12 protein-coding genes and 1 pseudogene are annotated in these 18,822 nt (G+C 34.3%); all 13 read right to left on the reverse strand.

The features are described from left to right. Positions 1–18: 18 nt before the first annotated feature. A complete protein-coding gene (locus MHI39_RS19870; protein ID WP_342541468.1) occupies positions 19–2,637 on the reverse strand; it encodes a putative inorganic carbon transporter subunit DabA in 2,619 nt (872 codons plus the stop codon). Then, positions 2,637–4,145: an NADH dehydrogenase subunit 5 gene (locus tag MHI39_RS19875; protein ID WP_216385425.1), complete on the reverse strand. Its 1,509-nt coding sequence runs from the start codon at positions 4,143–4,145 to the stop codon at positions 2,637–2,639. Before MHI39_RS19875 ends, MHI39_RS19870 begins: the two co-directional genes overlap by 1 nt. Positions 4,146–4,847: 702 nt before the next feature. Then, positions 4,848–5,210, reverse strand: coding sequence for a DUF2294 domain-containing protein (locus MHI39_RS19880; RefSeq protein WP_216385423.1), 363 nt, complete (start codon positions 5,208–5,210; stop codon positions 4,848–4,850). A gap of 1,052 nt (positions 5,211–6,262) precedes the next feature. Beyond that, entirely contained in the window at positions 6,263–6,847 is a 585-nt protein-coding gene (locus MHI39_RS19885; protein WP_058003282.1) for a hypothetical protein, read from the reverse strand. Positions 6,848–7,046: 199 nt separating this feature from the next. Beyond that, positions 7,047–7,289 carry a hypothetical protein gene (locus MHI39_RS19890; protein ID WP_058003281.1) on the reverse strand — a complete coding sequence of 81 codons (243 nt, stop codon included), beginning with the start codon at positions 7,287–7,289 and terminating at the stop codon, positions 7,047–7,049. A gap of 9 nt (positions 7,290–7,298) precedes the next feature. Further along, positions 7,299–9,932, reverse strand: coding sequence for an RHS repeat-associated core domain-containing protein (locus tag MHI39_RS19895; protein WP_342541469.1), 2,634 nt, complete (start codon positions 9,930–9,932; stop codon positions 7,299–7,301). Beyond that, positions 9,889–12,156: a DNRLRE domain-containing protein gene (locus MHI39_RS19900; RefSeq protein WP_342540021.1), complete on the reverse strand. Its 2,268-nt coding sequence runs from the start codon at positions 12,154–12,156 to the stop codon at positions 9,889–9,891. The genes MHI39_RS19895 and MHI39_RS19900 overlap by 44 nt, the downstream gene beginning before the upstream one ends. A gap of 238 nt (positions 12,157–12,394) precedes the next feature. Further along, positions 12,395–13,201 carry a hypothetical protein gene (locus MHI39_RS19905; protein WP_058003279.1) on the reverse strand — a complete coding sequence of 269 codons (807 nt, stop codon included), beginning with the start codon at positions 13,199–13,201 and terminating at the stop codon, positions 12,395–12,397. A gap of 242 nt (positions 13,202–13,443) precedes the next feature. Then, positions 13,444–14,133: a hypothetical protein gene (locus MHI39_RS19910; protein WP_342540022.1), complete on the reverse strand. Its 690-nt coding sequence runs from the start codon at positions 14,131–14,133 to the stop codon at positions 13,444–13,446. Positions 14,134–14,430: 297 nt separating this feature from the next. Continuing rightward, positions 14,431–14,880 (reverse strand): GNAT family N-acetyltransferase, encoded by a 450-nt coding sequence (locus tag MHI39_RS19915; protein WP_058003277.1) that lies wholly within the window; start codon positions 14,878–14,880, stop codon positions 14,431–14,433. A gap of 415 nt (positions 14,881–15,295) precedes the next feature. Continuing rightward, positions 15,296–15,700: a GNAT family N-acetyltransferase gene (locus tag MHI39_RS19920; protein WP_058003425.1), complete on the reverse strand. Its 405-nt coding sequence runs from the start codon at positions 15,698–15,700 to the stop codon at positions 15,296–15,298. Positions 15,701–16,723: 1,023 nt separating this feature from the next. Beyond that, positions 16,724–17,293: pseudogene (locus MHI39_RS19925) on the reverse strand (dienelactone hydrolase family protein). 687 nt (positions 17,294–17,980) lie between these two features. Next, on the reverse strand, positions 17,981–18,205 hold the full coding sequence (locus tag MHI39_RS19930; protein ID WP_058003274.1) for a hypothetical protein: 225 nt from the start codon (positions 18,203–18,205) through the stop codon (positions 17,981–17,983). Between the last annotated feature and the right edge of the window lie 617 nt (positions 18,206–18,822).

Consider the following 18,822-nt stretch of genomic DNA (forward strand, 5'->3'; position numbering starts at 1 on the left):
CGAATGTTGATTTTTTAGTTACCAGTTTTTCCAACAACCATTTGAATCAACACTAGCAAGTCTAACCCACCCATTTTGAACTTTTTCTCGAAATGCTACATCATTATTTAATAAACGTTCTACATATTTCTCAGGTGCTTGGATAACTATTAACAAACGAAGTGGATCATGAAAAACTTCGAAATCTGATAGCATGACAGATTGCCAAGGTAGTCCAGGTAATAAGTCACTTGCATTCCCTTGCATCACACCTAGATTTGCTGTTACGGTTTGGGTTGCTTTATTTCCACTACCATAGTAGTGAGGAGCTACCGTTGAAGCGTAATACTGTAAATTTATCATTTGGGAAACCGTTCCTGGCCCTGCAATGATATTAGCTAAGAGATTACCACTTTCATCCTGTCTCCAATCATAATTATGAAGGAAGGATCTCCCCTCTAAATCACAATCCTGCGTTAATTCACGTTGCCCGATAATAAAAGAGGCATTGCGTGCTAATCCCCATTCCGGGCGTATCTCACTCCAATCTTCAGCAAATCGGTGTGCTTCAGCCCTAGGATTTTTATGTTTCAAGTTGAAATTCGGTAATTTAGCGAGACGTTCTTCATTTGCTTGATGGGTTACTTTCGGTAGAATAGCTTTGATATGATCCAAGGCTTCTTGTGCCGACTTTGAAAGTTCAGGGACATAAATCCAATGTAATTCATCTACTGTTGTATTATGCTCTGCAGCTACAAAAACCGTCTCCTTTGGAATGTTAATACCTTCTAGGGCGAGCACTTCCCTTACCTCTGGAAGATTACATAGGGTGGCTAATACCCTTGCATTAAATCCTCCCGCAGCACCACCACATGCTCCACAGTCAAGAGCAGAAGAATAGGGATTATTAATACTTTGACTACCATGCCCACATATCACGACTAATGGTGCAATTTTCTCAGTGAGTCCCATCAATTGTAGGGCTTGGCGCACATACTCCACTTTCTCCTCTTCAGAAAAACCAACAGGTATCCCAGAATCTATGTCATGATCATAATGAAGCGAGAGATTAGTTTCGGGTTTGTTTAACCAATTCTTCCGAAGTTTACGAATGAAGTGATCTGCTCTTCTTGGCACAAAGCTCCGTGCAATCATTCGCATGCTAAGCCAGGGTCCACTAATTTCTGGTAAAAGTAAGCTTGTAAGGGCATTGTGTTTCATCATCTTAAATGTATAGCTCAATGAATTTTCTACCTGCTTGCGTTGTTGAAAGGTTTCCTGTTTTTGTTCATCTGTGAATTCTTTTATTTGATGTTTAGGCTTTTGTATAACCGGCATGGATGCATGGACGTGATGACTACCAAGCTCACTAATGGCAATCGGTAAACCAAAGAAACCAGCAACGCCTATTGTTTCAAACGGCCCTTCTTTTTCAAGTTGTCTTCGAAAGGGTTCTGAACGTACATCAATACAAAATGCTAATTGAGCTAAAACGGATTTTTTATTTTTAGCCTCATATTGTTTCGTAGTAATCTTCTCTCTTAATCGTTCTGTATGTGTTTGTTCCCAAGCTTCCAACCAAAGCTTTCGGCGAATCGTCTCATCAAAACGATTGGCAAAAGATAAATATTCGAGTTGTTCAAACGAAGACATCAGAGACCATTCCTCGGTTGATAGATTCCCCCAATGGATCCATGATGCTAAAAGTGTTTTTATTGAACCTTTTTCCTCAGATTGTTGATTTGACAAAGGTAAATAAGGTTTTACTAGCGCCCATTCCATGGAAATTCGAACGGCTAAATATTCTGTTAGAAGGTCATGTTCATGACTCGATTGTTGAGAACGCCAAAGCATCATACCTGCCCATCCAGGTAATGAAAGAAGATGTCCTTCCAGATAAGTCGGTATTTCTGAATGAGAGATGTCCAATGCAGATAATACCTCTAGTAAAGCTGTATGTGCCTCCTGAGGTAAGTGTTTTAAACTTTTACGCTGGTTTTTGCTAAGCAATGGATCATGCTGAATGAGACGGTGCCATGCATGATAGAAACCTTTGTCTCGATTTGGCATGGTCCAACCTGTCTGAGAATCATCCAGATATAATTTACACCATTTGATAACATGATAATCGAGCGTATTGATTATCCTTTCACCGTCTTGATTTTTTAATTTGGCACTTATGGGTTGGCTTGAAAAGTTGCCGATACGATTCATATCCAAGTCCATGATTTCAGTCCCCAATTTATTTAACACAGGTGATGAGAGGAGACTAGAAGGTAATGGATCTAATTTTAATGCTGCCTGACAAAAACGCTCAGCAATCTCCCTAGGTATATGAAAGGATTGTGAGTCAAGCCATCTCTGTAATCCCATCTGAAGAAAAGACTCATCAATCTCACCGCGTTCCTTTGCCGAACGAAGGATGGAGGCACTAGGATAGATATCCACTTCACGACTAGTTTTGAGCAAATGTGCCACTTGTTCAAAGGATTGTTTTTCAAGTCCCGCCCAAGGGTTACGTGCTGCAAAAATAGAGATTGGCGAAAGTGGTGCAATTACTCGACTAGCAGATACAACTAAATCATGAAGATCATGTTCTTTAAATTCATTTTTTTTATTTTTAATGGTTTCCTTCGTCAATACTGCTGTTACGCTCATCACTGATTACCTCCTTGATGTATAAATTTTTTAAGGTAGTTTGGATGACTTTCTACCGACTTAGGTTGTGCCTCACCAAATCGAACGAACCAAAGATAGAGTACAGCAAATAAAGTAGAAGATTGTTTACGGACAGCCAAAGCACCTATAGCATGACCAACTAGTAAGAAGCAAACGACAAAGATGACAGCCCACATTGGAGGTTGAAAACTTTGAGAAACAGTTGTTTGCAACCACTGGTAGAAGAGATCATGAATGAAAAAGTAAACGCCGGAAAATCCAATCATAAAAGCTAAGCCAGCAATTTTGCCAATTCTCCCCTTTCCAAAAACAACAAGCTGTGTCCAAGAAACAGACAATGACCATCCAAGGATTACTGCACTAACTAGTTGATACCCATCATCTGAAGCCATAAACCAAAAAGCAACACCTGCAAGTAAGCCTAAAACCCGACCAGACATCATCCATAAATTTGATGGTTTTTCATTAAGGCTAGATGGTGCATGATAACCGTGAGCTGCTGAACCAGCCTGCAAAAACAATGTAGCTTTAAATAAGCCATGTAAAACTAAATGAATAATAGCAGCTAAATAAGCACCTAATGCACACTGAATAAGCATAAATCCCATTTGTGCAATTGTTGATCCAACTAACTGACGTTTATAATCAACATGGACCAAACTAATTCCTGTTCCAATGAATACGGAAATACTAGCAAGTATAAGTAAAAGAATCTGCATCATATCCCCATTAAATAGTGAGGAGAATCTCGTTAAGATGATACCTCCTGCATTTACTAGACCTGCATGCATGATCGCAGAAACAGGTGTAGGAGCAACGACTGACTCTATTAGCCAACGTTGGAATGGCCATTGGGCGGCCGGTATCATCACAGCCAATAAAATCAATAAATTAATCCCTGTTCTCTCCATTGGTCCAAGCTGACCTAAACTATTATCAGTTAAAGCGAAAGATATCTGCCATTGACCCGTGACCAAATAAAGCCAAACGACCGCGGACAACAAAGCAATCCAGCTTATTGTAAAGAAGCGACCAGTTACTTTTGCTGCTTCATTAGCTACTTTCCAACTACGGTTTAGCCTTATAAGTAAAGTCAATCCTAAAAGTGTTCCCCCCCAACAAATGACCATCAAGCGTAGATCATCACTTAACCACGCCATCGAAGCTACAACTGTAGTAAATGTAAAAAGTGTAAAGTACTTTCTATAAGAGTGATCACCCATTAAGTATCGTACGGAAAAACGTTGAATAATTAATCCCATTGAAAGAACAAACAATGCCAATAACCAAGCTAAGGAATCTAAGTTCCAAGGTCCCACAACTTCATTCATACTAGTATTAATAAGTGCAAGTAATGAGGCCAATGGGGGCAAGGCAACTATACAGATATGAATTCGAACATAACGTAAGGGTATTTTTGGATGTAAAAATATTAATCCACTTAGGCAAGCCACACTAAGCGTAATAAAAAATAATAAAACTAACATTTGTAATGCTCCCTACTAAATGACTTTAAAAAATTCTTGTGAATTACAGTTCATCTTTAGTTAATTTAACCAATAAAAAAACCGACAACTTTAAAAATTCAATGATCTTCTTGAATCAATGAATTTTGAAAATTGTCGGTTTCACTTCAACTAACTTTATTCAAGTTTTTTGAAGAGCTACCTTTTATTGGTTTATAAACAGTGTATTATTACATTTTATAAAATCTTAATCTAATCATATAGTTTATCAATTTTATGCTATTCATATTTAGGAATCTTTCTCATTTAGCCAATATATATATTAGAAAAATGCCAAAGTCCAAAAAATATTTAACATTACATAATAAACATTTACCAAATATTAAGCTAGGTTTAATTTAAATCAAATTATTTAATTTGTCAACTTGTCGCGACTTTATTTTGTAAACACCAATTGTCACCGTAAGCAATTTACTGTCGTAAACAAATAGTCTAAATGTATTTTAGTAGAGTTTATAAATATTTTTTTAATATTTTCTTTAATGGAGAATATTGGGATATAATTTAGGCTAAATAATTGAAAACTTAATAGTTTACTTTTTCTTCATTTCGATCACGCACTTAAATATCAGATTTGCTAACTTTTTATTAGAGTATTTATTTAATATATTATCTTACCTTCAGTTATATAATGATATGGTCTTTTTTATTATGTTTATGACATTAAAATTTTGACTCAATATCATTAAATAATTTAAATACCATCACACGTTCCCCTGTACGAGAGCTTAAATCAGTATGGAAACTTTTCACCTTCTCACCAGTTGTATTTAGTATAATTTCATAAAGGTCTTCTATACCTGATTCAACGAGCTCCGAACGTGTTCTTTTTATTGTTAACATCCCTGTTTTTGTTTCACATACAGTATATTCAGCTGGTGTTAAAATACCTTGTAAATTCACAATGATCATGTCCTGCAATATATTGGTTTTAACAGATAGAGATCCGCGTCCAAGAAAGTCCTTTTCCCATTTAGTAATTGCCTTACTTATTTCTGATTCAATAAAACCTTTCGATTTTTCCATGTATGCTATATCCCCCTCAAAAAAATGTACAATACTAACAACTATTAATTTATATTCGAATTAATGCTGCCACATTATTTGTGTACTTTTATATGTTATCTTAGATGTATTCATTCACCTTCTACATTTTTTTGCTTAAATTATTTAACATACAAAAATACCCTCAAGTTGATCTCCTTATTTTAGTTTAAAGATACTGATAAAAGAATATAGTCCTGTTTTTGCAGTACTATAAAAGCTATTTTGCAGTACTGAATTTCAAACTGTCAAGTAGACAGTTTGAAATAATACAAAGCTTTAACTTTAATTTGCTTATGTCAGAGGACAGCTTTTAATCGACTATGATCAATGGTTAGTGATAAGTAACCCTCCCAAATAAATACGAACCAGGATTCATTTTGATAAAGGTGGTTGCGATTTTAAAAAAAATGTCTATTCTTTCAAGCGATTAATATGTTATGCATAAAGAAAGGAGTGTGGGCGATTTCCTAGATTCTAATAGTGGTAAGAATTTGGGAGAACATCGCCATAAAAAATGAAGAAAAAAATTATTCTTTCCGCTTTGTTTTATTCATCATAATAGTGATTGGGTTACTAACAGCTATGCTATTTTTACTAACGAACAAGGGAAAAGAAATACCAACACTGAATACCAGTCCCATAAATGATTCGAATTTAAATCTTTATATGGAAGACAAAAAAGCAAAAAATGAAATCTTTCTTGCCTTTGATTATTCATGTCCTCATTGTCACCACTGGGATAAAGGAACTTTTTCCAACCATAAAAAAGTGGACGAAAGAGGGAAAAGTGAAATTCAGAACTCAAAGTATGGTTTTTTTAGATGAAAACTCATTATCATTAGCAAAATTTGATCAAAATGTAAAACGTAATTATCCGGACCTTTATTATGATATTTTTCAATCCCTTATAAGTGATAGTAACCAAACAAGTGGAGGAGTCAGGTCATCTATTGAGCAAATAATAGTCACATATAATTTGGACCGTGAAAAAGTTATAAGTGAACCAAAAGTGAACCCTAACATTATTAAAACTAGATATCTTCTTCCCATACCTCAAATAAATTATATAAATCTTCCTTTTTTGCACTACCATCCATTTTGTTTAGTATAAGATTGTATACTAAAAGTCTTGGGTCTAACTCAACTCCTGAACTGAAACCAACCACCACTGGACGATTAACATAAACTAAGGATTTTGGCTTTGTAATAAGCCCCCATGTTAAATTATCGTAATTTTTAATAAAGATCTCTGCAAAATAAATAGCAATATCCATGCCAATACTAAGCGTACCTGTACTAAATTTCCTTCTATCAATGCTAATAATGTCTTTAAATTGAACAGGTATTTCATTAATTTCTTCATTAATTTCATCATCAGATTTAGAGATTATTTCGATATTAGGCAAAAACCACTCCCATATTTTTTGTAGTGATTTTGGTGTGAAATCTAAATCTTCTATTTTTCCTTCACCTGTTTTTGAAAAAGTTTCTCGTAATAATGCAATTCTGTTGGGAATTTCACTCAAATACCAATTAAAATGATTTTCAGCCTCTTTCTTAGTCATTTTTTCAAATGGTTTTAATTCCAAAGATGGACTCATTAGTGGATATTCCATAAGATCACCTCTTATTTTAGTAGTGCATTTTGTATTCTATACCACTATTTCCTAAAACCCATTAAACTTTTAGATACAAAAAAGTGAGCCGACGGATTATACCGATAACTCACTCACTCGTTCGTACAAAAACAGTAGTGCCAACTCCGGACAACTCTTTGAAACAAGATTATTCGAGGAGTGGCACTGTTCTTTTCTTCTATATTAACTTTTTTAACTGATCATTAACATTCCAATCTTTAGGCTCTTTACTTTCATCAAACCATTGTGCCCCTTGTTCTATCCATTTTTTTCGATAGCTCTCTATAGTATATCCTTGATCATCATCATCAAATCCAGCTTGAAAACCACAACAAGAGCAAATTTCAAAACTTGGCGAATTGTCACTCTCATACTGAGGACTTTCTAACCCATTATACCCACAAACAATACAGATACACATTACATCACCTTATTTTAATTTGTCATAATATCTTTTTCCATTTGACGGTCTAAAAAAAGTACCTATTTCCCGTTCGTTATGTGTGATAACTACTTCATTAGTTGATTTTCTATATGATGCCTCTCGACCTTTCGATAGCTTTTTTCTAAAAACATCTTTTCCATCTGCTTTTCTTGTTGCTAGATCTAAAGCTTTGTTATAATATTGCTTTTTGGAAATTTTGGTCTTAAATTCTTTTTGTTTTGTCACATGTTTTTTATAGTGATTATTAAAGTTCTTAAATTTAATGATTTTACTAGAACTCTTAGTTCCGCCGCCTCCGCCTGCTCGAGGTGAACCCCAAGAACCAGGACCAATCAATTGCGCCTTATTTTGCTTCGCCGCGTAACCATCGGGATCATGAAAGATTAATGGGTTGTTATTTGCATAAATATACCCATTTAACGTTAATGGTTGATCCATTTCCCCTGGGTATTCATCATTTGATAAAAACGTTCCTGTATCAGGATTATAATACCTTGATAGTAAATAATAGTGATCTGTTTCTTTATCAAAATAATACCCTGCATACCGAATTGGATTTTCGTCTGCTAAGTTGCCACTTTGTTTCTTTACATTTCCCCAGACGTCATATTCATAGTTTGCCACTACATTGCCGTTCTGATCGGTTAGTTTCGTTACATCACCTTGTCCATTTATAAGATAGTAATAGACTTTTCCATTTTTCGCTAAAGTAATCGGATTTCCTTCGTCATCCCAAGAATACTCAGCTGTGATGTTGTTGGCGTCGTCTGTTTCAAAAAGGAGTTGGTCTCCATCATAATGATAGTTGATCGTTCCATCGGCTGTTGTCTTTTTAATTCGTTTCCCATCTTCATCGTATGAATAGGAAGCTAAAACTCCATCTTTATTTTTCACTTCAATCAATTGGCCCTGTTCATCATATCGATAATTAAATGTTCCATCGGCTAAAAGATTTCCGTTTAGATCATATTCATAGGATTGTTCATTTACTTGAATAAGTTGATTTTCTGAATTATAAGTGTAATTTGTAACGGTAGGTGAATTTCCGTTATTCACGGATTTCTTGGTACGGTTTCCTTGCTTATCATACTCATATGTGATATTTTTTCCATCAGCGAGTATTTCTTTCGTTAGCTGGTTTCGCTCATCATACTCATAGTTTACCTGACTGTTGTCAGATAATATACTAGAAATATTTTTATTTTGATCATATTGATAGGTAAAATGATCAATAGGTGCTCCATTATTATCAATCGTTGAATACTCTTCCAAGCGATTCGTTTGATCAAATTTCATCTGAGTTGAGACGTTATTTGACCTAGTGATGGAGTCTACTACACCTAAAGAATTGTAATGAAAGCTAGCAATTTGTGCTCCATTTCTATTGATTGATTCTAATTGATTTAAAGCATTCGGTTTAAACTGATAGTCTACTGACTGTGTTCCAGAGACAAAGCGCAAAGCATTTACATAGTCAGTACCTGAATAACCATATTGAAGGGTAGTAACACCTTTTGTAATCGATTGAACCAGGTCATTGGTTAAATAAAGATAGGTCTTTACTGTTCCATTCTTATCCGTTACAGATTTGAGGTTTCCGTTTTGATCATACGTGTATCCCCATAATTTTTTCCCATTAATAAAGGTTTCTGACAACTGATCTAATTCATCATACTTATGAGATAGCACCATTCCTGTTGGAAGTTTTTGGGACAATAGATTTCCATTTAAATCGTAATTGTATATAGCGGAATGATTTAAAGTGTCCGTTGCTTTTGTTAATAAATTTTTTCCATTATATTCGAAACGTTCAACCCCATTATTAGGATGACTAATTTCGATTAAATTGCCAGCATCATCGTATTGAACGTTTGTCTCAGAGATTTGATCCTTGACCTTCGTTAATTGGTTGCGATGATTATATTCAAAATGAGTCGTAAATTCTTTACTATCTGTATAGTCTAGAATATTGCCCATTTGATCCATAGTTGTTGTGACGGTATTTCCGTCCATTTTGACTGTTTTGATATAGTTTCCGTTTTGGTCATACCCATAGGTCTCCGTTGCCCCGTTTGGGTAAAGTGTTGATGTAAGATTTCCAAATTCATCATACGTATAAGAAGTTACTTTTTCTTTCGCATCTGTAGTTGATACAAGTAACCCTTTGGCATCATAGTGATTGGTTGTGACATTTCCACGGGTGTCCGTTGAAGTAAGAATATTGCTTAATGAATCGTAGGTGAAGGTTTCCACGTTTCCTTCAGGATCCACTGTTTTCTGCAAGTTTCCTTTTTCATCATAGGCCATGAAAGTAGAATGCCCGGCTGGATCAATCACTTCAATTGGATTGTAATTCGCATCTACCTTATACTCAGTCGATAAATTTTTCGGATCGGTTTCTTTCGTAATGACATAGTCACCATTTGAGCGATAAGTTGTTGTGTTTCCATTTGGATCAGTGACTGTAGACAGATACTGTCCGATATCATACGAATAAGTCGTACCTGGTCTTGTGGCAGGATCTTGATTAACTCCTTCTCCACTTGGCTCCTGTACCTTAGTTAAAAAGCTATTTTCATACGTAAACGTTGTTTTTCTTTGATTCGGATCGATGAACATCAATTAAAAGTGTTCCATCTGAATTGTACACAAATTGGGTGGTTTTAATGGTTCCATCCAACTCATACTCGTCTACATAAGTTAGTTGGTTTTTACTATTATAACGGTAGTTTAGCTTCCAATTTTCAAATGATGCCGAAATGATTCGGTTATTTCCGTTATAGGAAAAATGAATGCTTCGTCCAGACGGATCTGTCATACCCTCTAATTGATCTTTGTCATTGTAGTGATAGGTGATTCGATTGCCCAATTTATCCTCTGAATAGTTGATTCTGGCTTTACTTATGCTTCGCTTATTTGAATCCATCCATGTTTCTGCCACCTCAAATACGGATTTATTTCCATATTTATCAAAAAGCTCATAGCTTTTCGGTTGCTTTTTCAGGGTTAAATATTTTCCTTTAGGAGATTGATAGCTTTGAGATGTCTGATCATAAGTAAATGTGTGAGAAGTCCCATCTGCATCGGTATAAATTACTTCTCCATCTTGAGGGGAATCAATGATCGATTCATTCCCTGTAAATGTCCATCCAAAACCAAATGGGGATTCTTCAAAGGATTTGGAATTATACGTACGGGTAAAATCAATTTCTGTCCCTCCCCTGCTGCCAAAAGAGAAATCATTAAACTGTATGATGTTATTCCCTGTCGTCAAATTAGTTGCACTTATTCCACCAGTTAGTGGATGATAATCATAGGTCCAATAATCTTCGAAGCCTAGACGACTAATTGGATAGTAAGATACAACTAACATTGGTGAATAGCTTGTACTACTAAATTCTGGATGATCACCAGAAATAAATTTTTTATAGGTTGCTTTCGTTTCATCACTTGATTTTAAGAGGAAACCATGGTTTGTCGACGGATTCTCAATCCATTTTTGAACAACATCTTTTGGAATCTTCCATTTAATATTCGTAGATAAATCTAGAAGATTACTTAAACCAGTAGTAGAGAGCAGTGTGTTCTTATAATCTCCTCCCTTGTTCGTCCAGGCTGTGGATTCATTTCTTTTATTCCAACTTGCTCCTGATTCTGTCCAAGAAGATGAAAGCTCATATACATCTACGTTAATCGGAAGATCATTTGAAACCGAAGATAGCCATAAATTTAAATCGGCACTAATAATTTGAGAGCTAGCAGGAATCGCAGATAGATCAAATTTTAGCAATGATCGAATTTTATTAGTTTGTGCAGAATCTTTGTATAAACCTACTCCTAAGCTCGTTTCAGTTCCACCAACTTGGTTTGGGAAATAGCTTCGTATATTGGTATCATCTAATTGAGAGTTTGGTTGTAAAGTAACGATCGTTGGATCAATAGTGACTGGATATTCCCTTTCATTACTTGTAAGCCATTCATGATCGGGGATAAGCTCAATCAACAGTTGATTGTCCTGTTTCTTTACATCCATTTTAAGTGCATAGGAAATAGCACCTTCTGGGATATCCAATATATCTTTGTTTTTTTGATAGTTTTCGGGTATCGAAGAGTCATACATAAAAGGTGCTTCTATATAAAATGAAGGTTTCTTTGATTTTTTATCAAGTAAAAGGATTCTTCCATCTTCTAGTTGCTGATAATCTAACCCTTTTAAATTTAAAGAAAAAGAATAGATCGAAGGTTCTTGTCCTTCTGGTTTTTGGTAAAGAATAATATCTTCCTTTATTTTTGAATTACCCACTGTGTATTGTAAATCAGTGTCAGGAAAGATATTTGTGTATTTTATTTTGTTTGCATGATAATTCACTTTATTTATATTGGCAGAATTATTATTCTTTATATTTCCTGAAGATTTTAGATTAACAGAGTCAATTTTGAGGGTATTGCCATTTTTCTGCAGCTCAACTAAAGGTATGTTAGATTTACCTTTGTTGAATCGGACTTTATAGTTGTTTTTTGTATTTTCAATGGTATTACTTTGTTGATTATCATTCAACGTATTATTAATGTCTGTCCAATGTTGTTCTCTTTCATCGTAATAATGAATAGGCTCATCAAAGATTTCTGTAGAATACGACCCGTTTGAATTTCTGAAAGTTTTCGACTTTTCTGTACGTAAGTGTTTGACTTCCACTTTTTTGCTTGTATTGTTCACTATCGAGGAGTCGTTATTGGCTTCTTTTTGGGAAACCGCATTACTAGATATAAAAAATTGATTGTTAAACAAACTAATGAAAATAATGGTAGTTGCTATGATGGTTAATACTTTCCTAAATTTCATTCATTATTCGTCCTTTACTTTTAATTAAACTCGAGTTCAAAAATATCATAGATGATTTGGAAGAATAATGATATATATAAAATATTGGTAATATTTGAATTAAATTAGAAAACCTTCAATCCATAGATAGTTGATTTCTAAGGTGTTGATCTTCAACTTTTGCACCCGTAAGTGTAGGTACAGTCCTCACAAACTAATTTTCATTTTAAAGAAATGCCTCTGTTGTATAAAATTCTATTTAATCGAACTCTCGACATTGTTTTAGACTTTCTGCTTGTGGAATATGTTTCTTAATTTTTACTTTTGTCACTTGTAGCCCTTCTAGGTTAGAATCCCTTACAGAAAAAGTAAGTTTATCATAATCTCCACCATCGTGATGTCCTGAATAGTTTAAAGCACTGGCAAGAATGAGATGTCTTCTAGGGTCCCCATCAATGGGTTCAATTTTGATTTTTGGACACATAAAAAAATCCGAATAAGAAGGACCTAATATATACAAGTAACGTGTATACAATGCTTCCTCAAGTAGCTCTTCCTTAGTAGGTCCATTCAATTCTTTTCGCCACCCTACTACGAGCCAATCATATAGGGATTGGGACTTGAATTGCACTTCTTTCCTATCCACCGAAATGTTTATTTTCCCATCTTTAGGTGTGCAGGTTTTGCGTTTGTTTTCAAATACACACTTAAAAGCAGGTTCGATAGTAATCACTTCATCATTTACCATTTTTAATGTCAATTTATTGGTTGGATTCTCTAAAGATACCTCAGTTGTTCCCTTCTCTTGGCTAGAGTTATTAAGCCAATGCACTACCTTTTTAAGGACACGTTCCTGATAACCATCGTTAATACTGAATACTCGTTGAAATCCAGAATCATTTTCTACTTTAATATTTTGAATATCATAATGCTTTAATGAGTGCATCATTAATTGTTTCAAAAAAGGAGCCTGTCGATTAATATTATTCTTTGCAAAAGTCATTTGGTTGGCTGAATTATATAAAAATACAATAAGAAGTAGAGTGACAATTTTAAATCCCGTCATATCGTAAATTTCCTACCTCTGTTAAATTCTAAAAAATTTTTTCTTGTATTAAATAATGTACCTTCGTAATAATTGCTTATTCCCAAAGCGTCCAAATTGATAGCCCCCTTTGCTTTTAAAAGCTCATTCTTTAGTTTTGGGAATATAATTTGCGATTATTCACGTTTAACTAACCTTGGTCTTACCTTCAAAAAGAATAGAGCATCCTTATTAACGAAATGCCCTCAATTGTTTAAGTACATTTATTTGTACACTTTATTGCAAGGTTGAAATTCAATCGATTTTGCCTGATACATCTTGTCTCGATACTCATAAACAATTACAATGCTTCCAATAAAACTTGCAGGAGATACTTGTCCAGAAACGCTTACAATTAGTTGATTGTCTCTCACTTCGTAATCAATAATGCTTCCAAAACCTATATCATTAAATAAGTTTTCGGGCATAATTTCTAAACCTGTAATATCAATTATACATTTTTTGTCATTCACATTGACTTCAGCTTTTTGTGCAGTTAATTTAGTTTTTACTTTCTTATGGATAATTGCTAATGGATTATCGACAATCACTTCGTTTACGTCTAAATGATTATCCATCGTGTCAAAAACATAAACATCCTCCCATAAGACACCTGTACCATAACCTTTTGTCAAGATTATGATTAACTCTTTTTCTTGGTCTTTATTTATGTCTTTATAGATAATTTGTGGAGAATTGGTAGGGGTTATTTCGCTAATCCAAAAGGGTCTTGAGTACATTTCTCCTTTGAAATTAATCTTGAAATCCCTAAATAATCCATCCATTTTCTTTGCATACAGGGTTATATTCTCTTTGTTGTTCTTACTGACAATGTCATATCCTTGAGTTTCTGCTCCTACAATAATGGGGTGAACAACAAGAAATACTAATATTAATCCAAAATAAGTTTTCATAGGAAAACACCTCTATTTAGAGTTCCCTAACTTTACTCTTTAATCCACGAACCTGCCCCGTTAGTCGAATAAGAAAAATGTGTAATAACAATAAAGTTGTTTAATTTTTGGTAAAATTGCTTAATAACACTTCGTAAATGTAACAATAAAGTCGTTTGAAAATCTAAGTTTTCTTCCACAATCGTGCCCTTTTCTTGAATAAGTAATCTGGATTATTCTACCTTTACGATATGATGGTCTAATTTAATTGCTTACATCGCTCTTACTCCAGACTATCAACAGATTTAGGTCACTATTTTAACAATGAAACGAGAACTGTACCGTCTCCGAATCATCCCCTCCAATTTTATTGTAGAATTCAACAGCATGTTGATCTTCCACATCAGCTTGAACAAATAAATCCTTTATATCTTTTGATCTGCAATAATCCATTAATTCACCAACTAAATTACTTCCAATTCCACGACGCTGATAGTTCTTATCGACCGCCAAGTCATATAAATACATCGAAGAACCCTCCTGGTCATACATCAGTAATTCGTAACCAGTTAAACCACCAACAACTTCATCACCAATAAAAGCAACAAAACAAATAAAATCGGGTTTAGCTATAAGACTTCTTATGTTCTTATCGTTTACGTAGTTCAAATCTGGTGACTCAAATTCTTTGTTAAACAATAATACTAATTTAGAAAAACTACTCTCATCACCGATTGCCAGTTTTCTATATTCGACTACTTTTTTCACTCTATTTTTCCTCCGATCTAGTCAGGTGTATAGATGGTTAATTTTCACAACAACTGTTCTGCAGGTAGTTCTTATAATATTTCAACATTCACTTTTCAGCACCAACAGCCTAATAAATCTCGCCCCGATTATCACGATGACAAGCATAAGAGACGTACCTACTACGATACACCGCCACCGATAGCCAGCAATCAGTACGAGAGCTGCCCTAATAAACATGGCCCGATTGTTGAATAACATGACTGACGTTTTTAACAACTTTATTGTTTTTTAAACGACTTTATTATTATGAAACAAAAAAGCCACCAATTTGGCAGCTGGATCTTCAACTCTTGCCCCGTTAGTTTAAGTGAATTGCTACACAATCACGTTTCTAAAATTAAGTTACTTAGCAATCATAGATAGCAAAAGAATATTACCGATTTATATTTTTTGTCATTCCAACGGAAAATTTCTTAAAACCTATTTTTTTATAATAGGACTCCAAACTTTCTACACACAGAAGTTGAGGAATTACTTTATTTTGCTCACAATGATTAGTTATTCGGTTCAATATTTCTTTACCAATTCCTTGGGACTGATAACTAGGCAGTACACATACTCCACATATAATTGCCGTAATTACGCCATCAGAAATTACACGTCCCATTCCTACTAATTGTTGTTTATCAAAAGCATATACTGCATACCAGCTCTGCTTACACATTCGTTCTAAATCATTAACGGTTAATTTAAGTGAATTCCATCCTAACGATTCATATAAATTCAATAATTCCTCAAAATTCCCAGGTGGCTGTGTCGTATAATCTATCTTTTTTATCACATAAATACCTCCTAATTTGTATCTCATAAAAATTAAATCTGAGGAAGGATTAACATACCCCTTCAATAACTATTAAGAATATATTTCTTTTTATTAGCACTATTTTCCTTTAATCGGGGTAAAGTTAGGAAAATGCTGATTTACAACGTTAAGGAAATGATAATATTAAAAAACCCAATTTCTCTTTATTAAAATAGAGAAATTGGGTTCTCTTTCAACTACAGAAAGTCTATCTGTTAACCGAAGAGGAATGTTCTGAGTGTTAAAGATCATTTTTTTCCTTCTCATTCACCGCAAGCCAAACTCCTTGGTATTAATAACCCATTCATACCCTAACAGGAATTGTCTACTTAAAATACTATTATAGCGACCATTTTTGTAAAAATGTATCGATATTTGATTTTCCTTTTTAGTTGCATTCACGTTCCTCCTTAGAGATTTAATAGGGTTAGTTAAAATTGAGTTAGTAAAGCTTGAGGGTAAAGTTCATTTCCAAATTGGAAGGAAACAAAACAAGAATACTTTTCTGTTCATCATGAACTTGAAAAAATACTAGCAAAATCAGGACTAGAAGATTTATATAGACCGATTCCCGAAGACAATCCATTAGTTCTTGAACTGAAGAGTTTAGCAATGCACAACGCATATCATATTGGGCAAATTGTATTCCTCGGTAAAATGCAAGGAGCCTGGGCAGGGAAACGCAGCTTTTAAAAAAGCTTCATTAGCTTTATAGTTATTCCATTAACGGGCGCGATTGCGGAATATCTTGCTCATGAAATCAATTTTTTGAATGGATTCTTTTTTATTATCAGCAAAGTTCCAAACTTGCAGCAGAAAATAAAAAACATAGCAATTGTCAACGGTAAATGCCTGACTGGAGCGATAGCGGAGAGAATTTAAGGAATTGACAATTTCGCTACACCCGAACCCTCTTGGCACTGAAACAAACACTATACACTTTTTGTACTATTTTGGTCTAGTTAATGTCCCAGCAGTTAAAAATTTTTCCGTTCACAACTATGCTAGAAAGTCGAGAACCCGCTTGATCACAAGTTTCGTCGCTTCAGCATCGTAAGACGGTAAACTACTGTCGGTGAAGAGATGTTCCTTGCCTTCGTATAGAAAAAGTTCAGCGTGATTGGCCTACGCCACAAGCTCACGGGCCGCCTTGATGTCGCCGTCTTCAACGAAAAAAGGATCTGCACTCATGGCGTGAATTTGCACAGGCAAGTCGAACGGCCACTGAGATTCGAACGCCGAGGTCGGGAGGCAGGCATGAAAAAACAGTGCGCCTCTGGCGCCTTCACGTGTTTGAGCGAGCTGCTGTGCTGCCGGGACACCGAGTGAAAAACCAGCATAGACGACATTGCGTGAAAGCTCGCTGGCTGCCTGAACGCCGCGCGCCGTCACTTCTTCAAATCCGATTTCCTTAACAAATACCAAGCCTTCCTCCAGCGAGGAAAACATGCGGCCGTCAAATAAATCTGGCACATGTACAGTATGCCCCGCATCTCTCAGTTGATTGGCCATTGCTTCAATCCCCTTCGTTCGGCCTAAAACATGGTGTAACAACAAAACTTCTGCCATCTGTTTTTCCTCCAATTAATGAATTTCATATGCCTAAGGTTCGACAAGAAACCCTGTTTGACCGGCCAGAACTTTACGATTTAGAAATATCTACCTTAATAAAACCCACCCCTTGCTTGTTCAATAATCCTCCCTCAATAAACAAACAATTATCTCTTGAATTCACTGTTTTTCTTAATATTCCTATACAACTTGTTAAAGTTAATAGATTTGATGAATGAAAAGATAACCAATAAGGTGGTGGTAAATGTTGAATATACAGGTAAACACTTTGTTGAAGTCACGGAGGGCTTTAGCGCAGCTTAGTTCGTCTTGCCTAAGTGGATTAATAAGTATTGCAATTTTAATAGTAATTCTTTTTGCTAAGAATAAAGATGAATTTTGGAATTTGTTATTTATAATTCCCTTGATATTTTACTTAATCATTTTTCAAATTTTATTGAATTTACAGGTTGAAAGTATCTTATTTTATTTAATACCCTTACTAGTGTTAATATTAATTTCTTATTTTATAAAAAATAGTCAATCCAAGAATTAAGAATATGCGACTCATTTCTTCTAAAAAGGATTTCGAATCACATATAATGCAGAAATTTTATTCTTTATGCTTTCGTCCATATTCCATCCATCCCTTTACAAAACTTTCTACCATCTTTACAATTATAGTAATATGAGTAAGAAAATGAATCATAATACGTTGAAGACCAGCAATAATACAGCTAAAATTAGTAACCCTCCCAAATAAATACGAAGCCCTTCGCTTGAAATTGGATCGGATATAATATCTAAAATTACATCTAAGTAATCCCACCATTTTTTATCGTTTTCTCTCTCTTTAATAAAAAGTCTGATTCCAGAATAAAGTAAATAAATTCCAATTATAAAAAATAATAAGATAGCTAAATATTTCAATCGAATATCACCTTTAATATATATTTTTTAATCCCTCTTAATAGAGGAATAAGGAAAAAAACACTCTACTTTCTAAGAATTAATATGTCACCACAATATGAGAACCTATTATAATAATTCAAGTATTTTTTGAAGCAAATTATCAAACTACTCGAATAAAAAAGCTGATAATAAGGTAGAAAAACCTTTTTTGTCAACGAATTATTTTTATTGGAGGATTATACTAAAAGTAATTTAACTAACATGCTTTTACTTAAAAAATATACTTATAAAAAATACGATTACTCCTAATATAACCATTGATAGTGGACCTAGGTTGAATGGATTGAGATCTAATATAAGATTTATCAATTGAAATTTTCCAGGTTCATTTTTATTTTCAAAATAAACTATAATACTTCCTACAAAAATCAGTCCTAAACCAATTAACATTCCAATCATGAAATAAATCACTGCTTTCTTTTGTGGAGAAAAATCCAATTTTTATTTTACTACTCCAATTCCGAAACTAATGATAATTATTTCTCTTTTAAGATGTCAACTTCATTTATATAAGTTAAGCTGCTATACCTGCAAAGTACAATTTCCAATAGTATTTTTGAAGAGAAATATAATAA

This window comes from Heyndrickxia sp. FSL K6-6286 (genome assembly GCF_038630395.1).
Lineage (GTDB): Bacteria > Bacillota > Bacilli > Bacillales > Bacillaceae_C > Heyndrickxia > Heyndrickxia oleronia.